Below are 16,798 nucleotides of genomic sequence, written 5' to 3' on the forward strand. Positions count from 1 at the left end.
TCATAGGCGATAGTCCTCCGCCAGCGTGCGTCCGATGCGCGCCAGATGTTGCGGATGGGTCAGCGCGTCGTGGCGGCAATCGATGTCGTGGGTGCGTAGTTCGCCGGTGATGTTGTGCTTGAACGTCGCCGGTTCCAGGACGTAGGCATCGCCCTGGCTGTCTTGCGTGGCGATGAAGAAGACGACGTCGCCGCGGAATTTTCCACTAGGCTTGTAGTCGTTGAGCAAGTCCGCGTCGTTGTTCTGGGTGGCGACGAAGCGTTCCAGCAAGCCGGCGTCGAAGCCGGAGAAGATGCTGTATTTCAGCAGTTCGATCGCCTTGTCGAAGTCCAGCGATTGCGGATCGTAGTCGCCGATATCGCAGCCGGCGATGTTCTCCAGGAAGCCTTGCAGGATGCTCGCGCGATAGTCGCCCCTTGGAACGGTGCCCGGATCGAAACCCGGCATGGAGGTGCGTATGCACGAGTCCAATATCACCAGTCGATCGACTTCCTGGCCCGCTTGCTGCAAGCGCAGGGCCAGCTCCAAGGCGGTGGCGCCGCCGTAGGAGTAACCGAGCAGGTGATACGGCCCTTCGGGTTGAATCGCGCGAATTTGTGTGAGGTAGGCGGCGATGTCTTCCTCCACGCTCGCCGACAACGGCGCCGATGGATCGATGAGGCTGGCGCTCTGCAACGCGTAGATCGGGCGCTGTGCGTCCAGATAACGGGTCAAGCCGCGATACCACCAGCCCAGGCCACCGCCCGGTGGCAGGCAGAACAGCGGCGGCAGATTGCCTTGCGCGCGGATCGTCACGACCGGTTCCAGCGCCGACAAGGCCTGCAGCGGTTCTGCCATGCGTTCGGACAAGGCCGCGACGGTAGGCGATTCGAACAGCATGCGCGCCGAGACTTCGACGCCCAAGGTATGGCGAATGCGGCCGACCAAACGGGTGGCGAGCAGTGAGTGACCGCCGATCTCGAAGAAGTCATCATCGATGCCGACTTCGTTGAGTTCCAACACTTCCGCGAACAACTCACACAAAGCCAGCTGCTGCGGCGTGGTGGCCGCACGCCGATGGCTGGAGGTGAAATCCGGAGCGGGCAGGGCCTTGCGATCGACCTTGCCGTTCGGGGTCAGCGGCAACATGGGCAGCGGCACCAGCAGCGGCTGCATGTAGTCGGGCAGATGCCGTTCCGCATGCTCGCGCAGTTCGGCCAGACGGTCGAAGCTGCCGGGACTGTTGGCGCAGGCATCGAAATCGCGCGGATGGGCCGGCTGATGGATGTCGGTCCAGATCGTCGCGGAGGCGTCCTTAGGCAGGAACAGCAGTTCCAGGCCGCGTTCGAGATCGGACCATGTCACCGCGACGTCCCAGTCCAGTGCTTCGCCCTGAGCGTGCAGCGCCTCGGCGGGAGGCAGTTCGCGAATCTGCGCCGTCAGCAGGCGAGTGCGCACTTCGGCGATGCGTCTGCCTGCCTGCAGTTGATGCAGTGCATCGAACTCGGGCTGCAGCAGCGGATGCGGCACGTCCACGATGCGCAGACCCGATGGGTGCTCGGCCAGCCGCGCGGCCAGCGCGCCCGGTTCGAGCAGCGTCGGCGACCAGGATTGCGTCGGCAGCGCCGCCGCCGAACGGACATCGGGGCCTTGCTTGCGCAGCACCACTTCGTAGCGATGGCGGCTCAATTCATTATCGTGGCAACTGCGCTTGGTCTGGATATCGACCGCGGCGATGCTTTGCAGCCGTTGCGGCAGCTGGGTGAAGAATTCCGGCGCCAGCAGCAGTTCCTTCTCGGTCAGCAAGGTCTGATCGATACGACGTTGCAGGGTGGTCGTGTCGATGTCGTTCTCGGCCTGATGCAACTGCACGGCATTGACGAAGCTGCGCAGCAGTTGCAGGTTGCGCACGTCGCCCAGGTACAGCGCGCCGCCCGGCGCCAACAGAGTCATCGCTTGCTCGATCACCTCGAGCAGATAGTCGCTGCTGGGGAAGTACTGCAACACCGAGTTGACGATGATCACGTCGTAACCTTCACCGTCGGGCGAAGATGCGGCCACTTGCTTGGTCCGGTGCGCGGGCAAGGTATGCAGTCGCACCTTGCTCGCCAACTCAGGCCGCTGCGCGAGTTGGCGCTCAAGACGTTCGACGGTGGCGCGCGACAGATCGGTGCCGTGATAAGTCTCCACGTGCGGCGCCACCGGCGCCAGAATCAGGCCGCTGCCGACGCCGATTTCCAGCACCCGGCGCGGACGCAGCGCGAGGATGCGCTGCACCGTGGCCGCGCGCCATTCGCGCATTTGCTCGAGCGGAATCGGCGTCTGGGTGTAGCTGCTGTTCCAGCCGCGGAAGTCCTCGCCGAACTCCGGCGCCGTCTCGTCCACGGTGTCCTCGTCATAGAGCTCCTCATAGAGCGACTCCCACTCATCGACCTGGCGCTTCTCCAGCGCCGTATCGCGCTGACCGCCGCCCTGCTTGAGCACTACATAGCCGACCAACTGCTTGTGACCCGGCACGTCCTCGCGCACCTGGACGATGGCTTGCGCCACGGCCGGGTAGGCTTGCAGCACGTTTTCGATTTCACCCGGCTCGATACGGAAGCCGCGCAGTTTCACCTGCTGGTCGACGCGGCCGATGAATTCGATCTGGCCGTCCGCACGCCAGCGCACCAAGTCGCCGCTGCGGTACATGCGCTCGCCGCGGTGATGCGCGGGGGCGTAGGGATTGGCGACGAAGCGCTCGGCGGTGAACGAAGGCCGCCGGAGGTAGCCGCGCGCCAAACCCGCGCCGGCGATATACAACTCACCCGGCACGCCGGGCGGCACCGACCGCAGGGCGCCGTCGAGCACGTAGACGCGCATATTGTCCAGCGGCTCGCCGATCGGCACGCTCGCAGCATCCACGGCGAGCTTGGGAACCGCGCAAGTCAGAGCGAAGGTGGTGGTTTCGGTCGGACCATAACCGTTGACGATGCGCAGCGCGGGATAGCGCGCCTGCAGGCGCCGGATGGCGTCGGCGGAGAGCACGTCGCCGCCGGCCCAGACTTGCACCAAGGGCGCGAACAACTCCGGCATCGACTCGACGTATTCGTGGAACAGGCCGGCGGTGAGCCACATGCTGCGCACGCCATGTTCGGCGACCAGACGCTGCATCTGACGACCATCGCCGGAGTCGACCATGCACACCACCACGCAACCGCCGTTGAGCAGCGGGACCCACAACTCATACGTCGAAGCATCGAAGGCGTGCGGCGAATGCAGCAGTACGACTTCGTGATCCTGCGCGAAGCGGCGATCGCGAGCGAAGGCCACGATGTCGCCTTGTTCCACCGCCACGCCCTTGGGGCGGCCGGTGGAGCCGGAGGTGAACATGACGTAGGCCAACTGCCGCGGGTGTGCGACTGGCAACGGCGTTGTCGTGGCGGCATCGTCGTCGGGCAAATCGATACGCAACACTTGCGGCGATGCGAGTCCCGAAACTTCCAGATTTCGGCCTTCGATACCGCTATCGGCGATCAGCAGAGCGGCGTTGGTCTCGGCCAGAATCAAAGCCAAACGCTCGTCCGGATGCTGCTCGTGCAGCGGCACGTAGTACGCACCGGCCTTGAGTACGGCCAAGGTGGCGATGACCAATTCGGGCGAACGCCGCAGCAACAACGCCACGCCCTGTTCCGCAGCGACACCGCGTGCGATCAACCGCTGCGCCAAGGCTTCGGCGCGGCGGTCGAGTTCGGCGTAGCTCAGCGTGAGTTCGCCGGCCACCAACGCTAGCGCGTCCGGCGTGGCGCGCGCTTGACGCTCGAAACACGCAGCCATGCTTTCCGGCATCACCGGATGCTCGGTGGCATTCCACGCTTCGAGCTGGGTACGCTCGCTGTCCTCAAGCAGATCGAGCTGTCCAACGCGCAGGTTCACGTCGCCTGCGAGCTGTTCGAGAATGCGCTCGTAGCGACGTGCGAAGCGCTGGATGTCGGCCTTACCGAATACGTCCGGGCGATAGCTGAAATTCAACTTCACCGATTCGCCGGGCATCGACAGCAAGGTCAGCGGGTAGTGCGACTTGTCCCCGCCGAAGCCCGCGACCATGCAGATGCGCAGACTGCCATCAGCGTTCGACAAACGCTGATCCTCCGCATCCATCAGATAGTTCTCGAACACCATCAAGGTGTCGAACAACTGCGTGTGGCCACTGTCCTGCAGGATCTGGCTGAGCCCCAGATGCTGCGCGTCCAACAGCTGTGCCTGCCGGTCTTGCAGCGCGCTCAGCCAGTCGCCCAGCGATTGCGCCGGGTCGAGCGGCAACCGCAACGGCAAGGTGTTGATGAGCAGACCCGCCATGCGCTCCACGCCGGCCAGTTCCGGCGGACGCCCGGAGACGGTGATGCCGAAGACGACGTCCTGACGTCCGGTCGTCTGCGCCAGCAACAGACCCCATGCGGCCTGCAACAGGGTGTTCATGGTCAGGCCGAGGCGGCGCGCCTGCGCAGTCAGGGCCTGAGTGAGCTCGCGCGAGAAATCGTGCGCATGGGTGTGCGGCATCACCGGTTCGGCCGACGCCTGCGGCGCCAGCAGCGTCGGTCCGTCGAGATCGGTCAATACGCGACGCCAGGTTTCGCGCGCGGCTTGACGATCCTGGGCGGCGACCCAGGCCAGGTAATCGCGATAGGGCGTCACATAAGGCAGGACCGAGCGATCGCCACGCGCGTAGTACAGGCTCAGCAGTTCCTTCATCACCATCGGCGAGGACCAGCCATCGAGCAGCATGTGATGGCTGGTAAACGCCAGGTAGTGGCATTCGGGAGCGGTACGCACCAGCAGGAAGCGCAGCAGCGGTCCCTGCGACGGGTCGAAACGCTGCTGATCCTCGCGGAGCAACGCGGGCACGCCGGCTTCGTCGCTGTCGACGGCGCGCCAGGGCGCCTTGGGCTTGAGCGGGATCACCTGCACGGCTTCCGGCAGACCTTGATGCAGGAAGGAGGCGCGCAGGTTGGCGTGCCGTTCCAGCAGTCGGTCGGCGGCGGTCTGCAGCATCTCGACGTCGAGGGCGCCGTCGAAACGGAACACCTCCTGGACCAGATAGGCATCCACCGTGTCTTCGTCGTAGACGGCGTGGAACAGCAAGCCCTGCTGCAGCGGCGAGAGCGGCAGGATATCCGCGAGCGGCGGTTGGCTGGCTTCGATGGCTTCGATCTGCGCCTGATCGAGCTTCACCAGCGGCAGATCCGAAGGCGTGAATCCCGGTTTGGCGTGGCTGGCGCGTTCGGCGATGCAGCGCAGCAGTTCGAACCAGCGTTGCGCCAGCGCGCGGATCGCTTCGTCGTCGAACAGTTCGCCGGCCCAGTTCCAGGTAGCGTGCAGCATCGGGCCGGAGGCGTGATCGAGCGTGACTGCATCCAGGCCGAGCACATGCCACAGCGGCCAGGTCGCATCGTCGTCGTGCGGAGCTTCCGGCCGCGGATCGTCATTGGCGGCTTCGTTGGCGGCAGGCAAGCGGCCGAGATAATTGAAGCCGATCTGACGCGACGGCCGCTCGGCGAGTGCGTCGCGTCCGTGTTCGTCGAGATAGCGCAGCAGGCTGTAACCGATGCCGTTGTCGGGCAAGCAGCGCAGTTGTTCCTTGACGCGCTTGAGGGCGTGTTCGAGCGCGGGACCGCCGCGCAGCGCCTCGTCCAGATTCAATCCGCCCAAGTCGAGTTGCAGCGGGAATTCGCTGGTGAACCAGCCCACGGTGTGGGACAGATCGGCGCCTTCGATAATGGCTTCGCGGCCGTGCGCTTCGAGATCGAAGCGCAGCGCCGAGTGCGCCACTCCGAGCCGTTGCTGGCGCCAATCGATCACGGCCAGAGCGAAGGCGGTCAGCAGCACGTCGTTGATGCGGCCGTGGATCTGCGTCGGCGCCGAGGTCAGCAGTTGCTGAGTGGTTTGCGTGTCCAGGCTCAGGGTCAGCGTGCGCTGGGTGGTGCCGACATCACGCTGAGGATCGAGCGCTCGTTCGCTCAACGCCGGATCGTCGCCGGCGAACATCGACTGCCACAACGGCAGTTCACTGCGTCGGGCCGTCGCGATGGCCGGCAGTTGCATGGCCCAGTGACGCAACGAAGTCGGAGCGGTCTCCAGACGTGGCGCGAGACCGCGTTTGCGCGCATCCCATGCGATCTGGAAGTCCGGCAGCAGGATGCGCCAGGACACACCGTCCACGGCCAAGTGATGGATCACCAGCAACAGCTGCGCATCGTGCTCATCGACGAAACACACGGCTTGCAGCATCCGCCCCTCACCAGGCGCGAGGCCCTGGCGAGCGGTACGCTCCGCTTCCTGGATGATGCGTTGGCGGGCGCTGGCATCGAGGCCCGCCAACGACACCTGACGCAGGCAATCCTGCGCGTGCACGGTGCCTTGCGGGACGATCTGCAGTTGGCGGCCCGGATCGACGCGCAAGCGCAACGCGTGATGGTGATCGATCAGATCTTGCAGCGCGTGCGTCAACGCTTCGCTCGTTGCGTTGGCCAAACCGGCCAGGGGCAGCGTCATCGACTGGTTGAAGGACTCGGCGAGCTCGGGCTGATCCAGCAGCCAATGCATGATCGGCGTGGCCGGGAATTTTCCGGTCGGCGCCTCCATCGGTGCGGCTAGCGTGCGCGGTAGCGGCACGGCCGTCGCGGCGAGAACCTCGACCGTCTGTTGACGGAACACGTCGCGCGCGCTGATCACCAAGCCTTGCTTGCGCGCACGGCTGACCAGTTGGATCGAACTGATGCTGTCGCCGCCGAGGGTAAAGAAATTGTCGTCGATACCGACCCGCCCCAGGCCGAGCACTTCCGCGACCAGGGTACAGAACAACTGCTCCTTCGCATCGCGGGGCGCGCGCACGCTGGTGGAGGCGAGGTCCGGCGCCGGCAGAGCCTTGCGGTCGAGCTTGCCGCTGATGTTCAGCGGCAACTGCTGCAGCCGCACGAACGCCGCCGGGACCATGTAGTCGGGCAGTTGCGCCGCCAGTTGCCGGCGCAGCGCTTCCAGATCGACGCTGGCGGTTTCAGGCGCGGCGATATAGGCGACCAACTGCTTGCGGCCCGGTTGGTCGTCGCGCACCAGCACCGCGTTCTGCGTGTGGCCGGCTTGAGCGATCTTCGCCTCGATCTCGCCCAGTTCGATGCGATGACCGCGGATCTTGACCTGATTGTCGCTGCGGCCGAGGTATTCCAACTGGCCGTCGCTGCGCCAACGCGCCAAGTCGCCGCTGCGGTACATGCGTTCGCCGTGGGCGAACGGATCGGCGACGAAGCGTTCGGCGTTGAGGCCGGGGCGGTCGAGGTAGCCCCGCGCCAGGAACGCACCGGCCAGGTACAGCTCGCCGGCGACGCCGGCCGGCAGCGGCTGCAGGCGCGAGTCGAGCACGTAAGCGCGGCTGTTCCACAGCGGCGCGCCGATGGCCGGGCGGCTGCCGGCGTCGATGGTCGCGAAGCAGGCGTCGACCGTGCACTCGGTCGGGCCGTAGAGGTTGTAGCCGCGCACCCGCGGCGATTCGCCGAGCGTGCGCCACTGCGCCTCGCTGACGGCTTCGCCGCCGAGCATCACGCAACACAGCTGGCTGTCGTCGCGTTCGAGCAGGCCGTCTTGCAGCAACACTTCGAACAACGATGGCGTTACGTCCATCGCGTGGATGCCGTGCTCGACCACGTAGTCGACCAGCCACTGGCTGTCCTTGCGCACCTGCTCGTCGATCAGGTGCAGCTCGTGGCCGGCGGCCAGCCACAGCAGGGCCTCGATCGAGGTGTCGAACACCATCGAGGCGGTCAGAGCGAAGCGCAGACGCGCGCCGCCGGCGCGGGCCGACTCGGGGTCGATCAGCCTGTGCTTGTGGTGCTGGAACAGATTGGCCAGCGAGCCGTGCTCGATCACCACGCCCTTCGGCTTACCGGTGGAGCCGGAGGTGTAGATGACATAGGCCGGATGCAGCGGCGACCACGGCCGGCGACGGTCCGCGTCGGTGGGCGTGCGGTCGGGTGCGTGCGCGAGCGCTGCGCGGGTGTCGGCGCTGTCGAGCATCAACATCGAGCGCTCGCAATCGAGCGAGCGGGTGCCGGCCGCGGTGCCGATCACGATCGCCGGGCGGGCATCGTCGAGGATCTCGCGAAGGCGTTCGGCGGGTTGCTCGATGTCCAGCGGCAAATACGCCGCGCCGGCCTTGAGCACGGCCAGCACCGCGACGATCAGGTCGGGCGTGCGCAGCAGCGCCAGCGCGACCCGGTCCTCGGCGCCGATGCCGCGAGCGATCAGCACATGCGCCAGGCGATTGGCGCGAGCGTCGAGTTCGGCGAAGTCCAACACCTGCCCGTTACAGGCCAGGGCGACGGCCTGCGGCGCGGCGGCGACGGCGTGTGCGAACGCATCGTGCAGGCCGGCGTGCGGTGGTGCCTGCACCGGCGCGGTGCCGGTTTGCAGCAGGTGCGCGCGCTCGCCTTCGTTGAGCAGGTCCATGCGGCCGAGCGTGACGTCGAGATCGCCGGCCAGGATGTCGAGCAGACGGGCGTAGCGGCCGATCTGCTCTTCGAGGTCGGCCAGCGAGAACACATCGGGCCGATAGCTGAAATCCAGGCGCAGGCGTTCGCCCGGCAGCAGCGACAGGCTGAGCGGATAGTGCGACAAGTCGCCGCCGTGGCCTGCGCCCATGCTGATGCGCAGTTCGCTTTCGGCCTCCAACGCGCGGCGGTCGTTCGGGTCCAACGGATAGTTCTCGTAGACCATCAAGGTGTCGAACAGCGTGGCGTGCCCGTTGTCGCGCAGAATCTGCGGAAGGTCCATGAACTGCGCATTGAGCAGCCGCGCCTGACGCGCCTGCAGGTCGTCCAGCCAGACCGCGAGCGATTGCTCCGGTCGGATGCGCAGGCGCAGCGGCAAGGTGTTGATCAGCAGGCCGACCATGCGCTCCACGCCGGCCACTTCGGGCGGACGGCCGGACACGGTGATGCCGAACACGACGTCCTGGCGCCCGGTGTACTGCGCCAGCAACAAACCCCAGGCCGCTTGCAGCATGGTGTTGAGGGTCAGGCCATGACGGCGCGCCTGAGTGTTGAGGGCCTGGGTGAGCTCGCGCGAGAACAGGTGTTGATGGGTGCGCGGCATGAACGGTTCGGCCGATGCCTGCGGCGCCAGCAGCGTGGGTTCGTCGAGGTCGGCCAGTTCCTCGCGCCAGGCCGCGCGCGCGGTTTCGCGATCCTGCGCGTCGATCCAGGCGAGGTAGTCGCGATAAGCGGGCGCTGGCGGCAGCGCGGCGTCGCTGCCGCGTGCGTGGTAAAGCGCAAGCAATTCGCGCAGGATGATCGGCATCGACCAGCCGTCGAGCAGGATGTGGTGGCTGGTGAACACCAGGTAATGCAGGTCCGGCGCGGTACGTACCAGGATGAAGCGCAGCTGCGGAGCCTGCGACGGTTCGAAGCGCTGCTGCTTGTCCAGCAGCAACAGCGCATGCAAACCGTCTTCATCGGTTTCGGCGAAACGCCACGGCGCTTTGATCACGCGGGCGATGGCCTGCACCGTGCTGGAGTGTCCGTCGTGGATGAAGGCCGCGCGCAGGTTGGCATGGCGTTCGAGCAGGCGGTCGGCGGCGGTTTGCATCGCCGCCGGGTCCAGCCGGCCTTCGAAGCGGAATACCTGCTGCACCAGATAGGCATCGGGCGCGCCATCGTCGTAGAGGGCGTGGAACAGCAGTCCGTGCTGCAGCGGCGACAGCGGCAGGATGTCGGCCAGCGGCGGCTGGATCGCCTCGATGGCTTCGATGCGCTGCTGATCGAGCGCGATCAGCGGCAGGTCCGAGGGCGTGAACAGCATGCGCTCGTCTTGCGCGGCGTCGCGCGCGATCTGCCGCAGCAGGTCGAACCACAGTCGCGCGAGTTCGTTGATGGCGCGTTCGTCGAACAACTCGCCGGCCCAACTCCAATTGGCGCACAGCACGGAACCATCGCGGCGGTCCTCGGTGGTGGCGTTGAGCGAAAGCGCGTGGACCAGGGCCGAGTCGTCGCCCGCGCCGGGAATGGCCGCTTCGGCCTGGCCCCAGTCCGACGAGCTTTGGCCCTGTTCGGCGATGGCGAAACGGCCCAGATAGTTGAAGCCGATTTGCGCGGCGGCGTGGCCGCCGAGCGCGGCGCGGCCGTTCGCGTCGTGATAACGCAACAAGCCATAACCGATGCCGTTGTCGGGCAAGGCGCGCAATTGCTCCTTGACCGTTTTGAGCGTGGCGTCCAGCGCGGCGCCGCCGTGCGCGGCCGCGATCTGGTCGATGCCGGTCAGCGACAGCTGCAACGGGAACTGGCTGGTGAACCAGCCGACGGTGCGGCTGATATCGATGCCGTCAGCGGCGACGCTGCCGGTCAAGGCTTCGCGGCCGTGGCCTTCGAGGTCGAAGCGCACTTGCTCGACATCGCCCAGGCCCTGGCGGCGACGCCACGCGGCCAGCGCCAGCGCGAACGCCGACAGCAGCACGTCGTTGATGCGGCCGTGGATGCGTTCCGGCGCGCGGGTCAGCAATAGGCGCGTCACTTCCGGTTCCAGTCGCAGCGAGAGATGGCGTTGGGTCGTCAGCGTGTCGCGCGCGGTGTCGAGCGGACGCGGGGTCAGCGGCGGATCTTCGCCTTGCTGCATCGCTTGCCAGAACGGCAGTTCCTTGGCGCGCGCAGCGGTGGCCGCGGGCAGGGCGAGAGCCCAGTGACGGAACGAGGTGGGCACGGGCGCGAGATCGGGCGCGACGCCGGCGGCGCGCGCCTCCCATGCCGCTTGCAAGTCCGGCACGAGGATGCGCCAGGACACGCCGTCTACCACCAGGTGATGCAAAGCGAGGAACAGGCGCGAATCCACGCCGTCGTCGAACCACGCCGCTTGCAGCATGCGTCCGTCGGCCGGGGACAGCCGCAGTTGCGCCGCGAGCATGTGCTCGTGCATGAGGCGCTCGCGTGCGTCGGCGGACAGGCCGTGCAGCGGAACCGATTGCAGACAGTCAGCTGCGCGCACGCTGCCGGGCGCGTTGATTTCGAACGAGCCGGTTTCGAATGAGTTGATTTCGGGCGAGCCGTCGCGCACGCGCATGCGCAGAGCATGGTGGTGTTCGATCAGATCTTGCAGCGCGGTCTGCAAAGGCTCGCGTCGCAGGCTCGGCACTTGCAGCAACATGGTCTGGCAGAAGTGCTGGTAAGAGCCATCGCGCTCCAACAGCCATTGCATGATCGGCGTGGCCGGCAGGACACCGGTCGGCGCCTGTTGCTGCAACGCGTCGACGGGTTCGCTGGTGCCGGCGACGCGCGCCAGCGCTTGCACGCTGGGGTGTTGGAACACGTCGCGCGCGCTGAAGCGCAAGCCGGCCTGACGAGCGCGCCCGACTAACTGGATCGAACTGATGCTGTCGCCGCCCAAGGCGAAGAAACTGTCGTCGATGCCGACTCGATCCAGGCCCAGCACCGCGGCGAACAAATCGCACAGGGACTGTTCCAGCGCATTGCGCGGCAGGCGAATATCGCGGCTGGCTTCCGGCGCGGGCAAAGCTTGACGATCCAGTTTACCGTTGGGTGTGAGCGGCAATGCGTCCAGCGCGACATAGGCCACCGGCACCATGTGTTCGGGCAGGTTACTGGTCAGGTTCCGACGCAGCGCATCGGCGTCCAGAGCATCGGCGCGTGTCACCAGATAGGCGATCAATTGCCGCTGGCCCGGAACGTCCTCGCGTACCGCGACCGCGTTGTGCGGATAACCCGCGCTGGCGACAGCCGCTTCGATCTCGCCCAGCTCGATGCGGAAGCCGCGCAGTTTGACTTGACCGTCGTCGCGGCCGAGGTATTCCAGCTGGCCGTCTTCGCGCCAGCGCGCCAGATCGCCGCTGCGATACATGCGTTCGCCGGACGCGAACGGATCGGCCACGAAACGTTCCGCGCTGAGCGCGGCGCGCCCGAGGTAGCCGCGCGCCAGGCCGGCACCGGCGATGTACAACTCGCCGGCGATGCCCACCGGCTGCGGTTGCAGTTGCGGACTCAGCACGTACAGGCGGGTATTAGCGATCGGCGCGCCGATGCAGGCAAGTTCGCCAGCAAGTTCGTCGGCATCAGCGCCAGGACGAAGCTGCGACTGCAGCCGCGCCACGCTGGACCACACGCTGGCCTCGGTCGGCCCGTATTCGTTGTACAGCGCGCAATCCGCCAACGCCTGCGCACGATGTTGCTGCAACAACGCGGCCGCGATGGACTCGCCGCCCAACACGACGCGCGTCAGCGCCGACAAGCGGCCCTGTGCCTGCTCCAGCACCGCGCGATACAGCGCCGGTCCGCTGAGCCAGGCTTGCACACGATGCCGCGCAACGAGTTCGGCCAGCGCCGCCGGTTCGCGTTCCTGTCCCGGCGCCGGCAGTACCAGCGTGCCGCCGCTGCTCAAGGCATGCAGGATCGCGCCGAGCGATGCGTCGAAGGCCACCGACGGCAACAGCAGCATGCGTTCGGGGGCGCCACCATTTTCAGACGCGTAGTAATCCAATCGCGCCGCATTCGAATGCACGATCTGGCGATGGCTCACCACCACGCCCTTGGGCTTGCCGGTGGAGCCGGAGGTGTAGATGACGTAGGCCGGGTGATCCACATGTAATTCGGGCCGCAGCATGCTGTCGGCTGCCGCGCTGTCGACGGAGGCGCTATCGACCGCGGCGCTCTCGATGGCCTCGTGCACCGCGGCATCGTCGAGCAGCAGCGCGTTATCCGGCACGGCCTGTATCGCGTCGCGACGGGTGATGGTGATCGCCGGACCGGCGTCGTCGTGCATATAGGCCAGACGTTCGGCCGGATAGTCGACGTCCAGCGGCAAGTACACCGCGCCGGCCTTGAGCACGGCGAGCAGGGCGACGACCAGTTCGGCCGAACGCGGCAGCGCCACCGCGACTCTGTCCTCGGCGCGGATGCCGCGCGCGCGCAGCACGCTGGCGAGCCGTCGCGCGCGCTCATGCAATTGCGCGTAGCTAAGCTGTTGCTCGCCGAAGATCAGCGCGGTCGCGTCGGGGCTGCGCGCGGCTTGCTGTTCCAATACCGTCGCCAGATCGAGCGCGGCGACGGGCAGGGCGCGCTCGTTCCAGTCGTGCAGCACGCGCTGGCGTTCGGGCGCGGACAGAACATCGAGTTGCGCCAGCGGCCGTTGCGGCTGATCGGCGAACGCTTCCAGGATGCGGGTGAAGCTGTCGGCCAAGCGTTCGACTTGCGCGGGCGTATACACGTCGGTTCGGTAGCTCAAGCCCAGGCGGATGCGTTCGCCAGGAACCGCCGACAAACCCAGCGGATAGTGCGAGGTGTCGCCGCCATGGTGGCTGTGGAAGGCCACGCTCAGCTGCTGCGATTGGGCTTGGAGACTGGCCTCGTCGATTGGGTAGCTCTCGTACACCATCAGGGTGTCGAACAACTCGCCCAGGCCGGCCAGTCGCTGGATCTCGCTAAGACCGAGGTGGCTGTGTTCGAGCAGCGCCGATTGTTGCTGTTGCAGACGCCGCAGCAGGTCGTGCAAAGGTTCGCCGGCATGCAGGCGCAGGCGCAGCGGCAAGGTGTTGATCAGCAAGCCGACCATCTGCTCGCTGCCGGCCAGTTCGGCCGGACGGTCGGCGAAGGTGATGCCGAACACCACGTCGTCGCGACGCAGCAGGCGCGCGAGCAGAATGCCCCAGGCCGCCTGGATCACGGTGTTGAGGGTCACGCCGCAATGACGCGCCTGTTCGACCAATCGCGCACTGAGGCTTTGCGGCAATTGGTATCGCAGCAGCTCGGGCGCGGACGTGGCCGTGTTCGCCGCGCTGATCCGGCTTGGTTCCTCCAGCCCGTCCAGAGCTTGGCGCCACGCCGCCAACGCGGCCGGCTTGTCGCGGCTTGCCAGCCAGCGCAGGTAGTCGCGATACGGCGTGACCCGCGGCAGCGCGGCGTCGTCGCCCTGCGCATACAGCGTCAGCAACTCTTGGATCAGGATCGGCGTGGACCAACCGTCGAGCAGGATGTGGTGGCTGGTGAATACCAGGTAATGCCGATCGGGCGCGGTGCGCGCGAGGATGAAGCGCAGCAGCGGCGCCTCGCTCAGACTAAAGCGTTGCTGTTGATCCTCGCGCAGCAACTCGGCGAAGGCGTCTTCGTCCAGGTCCACCTCGCGCCAGGGCGCGTCCAGCGTGCGCGCAATGACCTGCACGGCTTCGGCCAAGCCCTCGTGCACGAAAGCGGAGCGCAAATTGGCGTGGCGTTGCAGCAGCCGATTCGCGGCCGTGCGCAGCGCGTCGCCGCGCAAGGGGCCGTCGAAGCGCAGCACCACTTGCATCATGTAGTTGTCGTGCGCCTGTTCGTCGTACAAGGCATGGAACAGGAAACCGTGTTGCAGCGGCGACAGCGGCAGGATGTCGGCCAGCGCCGGTTGCGCGGCTTCGATGGTCTCGATCTGGGTTTGTTCTAGCGCGACCAGCGGCAGGTCGGACGCGGTGAACCCGTCGCGCTCGGCACGCGACGCGTATTGCGCAATGGCGCGCAAGGCCGCGTGCCAGTCTTCGGCCAGTTCGCACACGTCGCGCTCATCGAGCAACTCGCCGGCCCAATTCCAGGTCGCGTTCAACACCGGACCGGCGGCGCCGTCCAAGGTGATCGCATTGAGTGCGAGGGTGTGCGACAGCGGTCGCTCGGGATGATCGCCGGCTTGCACCGCGAGCAAATTCGTCGCGCTCCAATTCTCGCTCGCATCGCCGGCGCCGAAGCGTCCCAGGTAGTTGAAGGCGATCTGCGGCTGCGCTTGATCGGCCAGGACTTTTCGGCTGGGTTCGTGCAGATAGCGCAGCAGGCCGTAGCCGACGCCGTGGTCGGGAAGACGGCGCAGTTGTTCTTTGACCTGTTTGAGGCAACGCGCGAGCACGCGCTCATCGTCCAGGGCGGCACTCGCATCGATTCCGTCGCGATCCACTGCGCTCAGATCCAACTGCACGGGGAACAGGCTGGTGAACCAGCCCAGGGTGTGCGACAGCTCGGCGCCCGCCAGGATTTCCTCGCGCCCGTGGCCTTCCAGTTCGAAGCGGACGCTGGCCGGATCGCTCAGGCCGCGCCGCGCGCGCCAACTGCGCAACGCCAGGGCGAAGCCGGTGAGCAGCACGTCGTTGATGCGGCCATGAATGGCTTCGGGCGCGCGCGTGAGCAGGCAACGGGTGATCTCGCTGTCAAGGCTCAGGCTGAGGCTGCGCCGCGTGGCCACGGTGTCGCGCGCGGGATCGAGCGCGCGCGTGCCGATCGCGGGATCCGCGCCTGCGAGCATCGATTGCCACAGCGGCAATTCGTGCGCGCGTTGCGCGGCGGCTTGCGGCAATTGCAAGGCCCAGTGGCGTAGCGGTGTCGCCACCGCGGGCAGGACGATGGCGCGGCCGGCGGCGATCGCATCGGCGGCGTCCTTGAGGTCTTGCAGCAAGATGCGCCAGGAAATGCCGTCGATGGCCAGATGGTGGATCTGCAACAGCAGCAGCGGCTGATCCGCATAGTCGAACCACAGCGCTTGCAGCATGCGGCCGCTGCGTGGGTCCAGGGCGGCCGCGGAGGCGGTGGCGCGCTCGTGCATGCGCTCTTCGAATGCTTGCTTGTGCGGCGCGTGCTCGTGCGACGTCGACTCGGTCCAGTCGCCGGTCTCGATGCGCAGCAGGCAATCGCTGGCGCGCACCGCGCCGGCGGCGCGCACGTTCCAACGTTGTTCCGGCGTCAGTTGCAGGCGCAAGGCGTCGTGGTGGTCGAGCACGGCCTGCAAGGCCGCGAGCAGATCCGCTTCGCGCAGGGCCGGTACTTGCAGCAGCACCGACTGATGGTATTGTTGCAGCGGGCCGCCCTGTTCGAGGAACCACTGCATGATCGGCGTGGCCGGTAACTCGCCGGCCGGCGTCTCCAGCGTCGTCTTCACCGTATCGGCCAGCGGCCGGATGACCAGTGCCAGCGCTTCCGGGCTCTGGTGTTCGAACACGGTGCGCACGCTGGCCGACCAACCGGCGCGGCGCAAGCGACTGACCAACTGGGTCGAGCCGATGCTGTCGCCGCCGAGTGAGAAGAAGTTGTCGTCGATGCTTACCCGCGGCAGATGCAGGATGTCGGCGAACAGTTCGCACAGCAGCGTTTCGGCGGCATTGCGCGGTGCGCGCTCACCGACGCTGCGCAGTTGCGGCGCCGGCAGCGCCTTGCGGTCGAGCTTGCCATTGCCGGTGAGCGGCAGTTCGTCGAGGACGACGAAGGCCGCCGGGATCATGTAATCGGGCAGGTGCTTGCCGAGTTCGACCCGCAGGGACGCGGCATCGAATTCGTTCGCCACCAGATAGGCCACCAACTGCTTCTGGCCGGGCTGATCTTCGCGCGCGAGCACGGCGTTTTGCGCGAAGCCTGCTTGCGCGAGCGCCGCTTCGATTTCGCCGAGTTCGATGCGGTAGCCGCGGATCTTGACCTGATGGTCGATGCGGCCCAGGCAATCCAGTCGCCCGTCCGCGCGCCAGCGCGCGAGATCGCCGGTGCGATACATGCGCTCGCCGTCGGCGAAGGGATCGGCGACGAAGCGTTCGGCGCTGAGGCCGGGGCGATGGATGTAACCGCGCGCCAGACCGGCGCCGGCGATGTACAGCTCGCCGGCCACGCCACAGGGCTGCGGTCGCAGTTGCTCGTCGAGCACGTACAGCCGCGCGTTCCAGATCGGCGTGCCGATCGACACGCTGGCGTCGTCGCGCAGGTCGTGCTCGACTTCGAAGGTGCTGCAGCCGATCGTGGCCTCGGTGGGGCCGTATTCGTTGATCAGGCGCACGTCCGGATAGCGCTGCTGC

1 protein-coding gene (running past one end of the window) is annotated in these 16,798 nt (G+C 66.8%); it reads right to left on the bottom strand.

The window, feature by feature from the left end:
• On the bottom strand, positions 1 to 16,798 hold the 3' portion of the coding sequence (locus ACTOWJ_RS05010) for a non-ribosomal peptide synthase/polyketide synthase (protein ID WP_441333504.1). Its footprint extends 5,435 nt past the window's final position; 16,798 of the gene's 22,233 nt are visible here — the last part of the coding sequence; its start codon lies off the right edge, out of view; its stop codon occupies positions 1 to 3.

Origin of the sequence: Lysobacter sp. CA199 (assembly GCF_052078715.1) — a bacterium.
Lineage (GTDB): Bacteria > Pseudomonadota > Gammaproteobacteria > Xanthomonadales > Xanthomonadaceae > Lysobacter.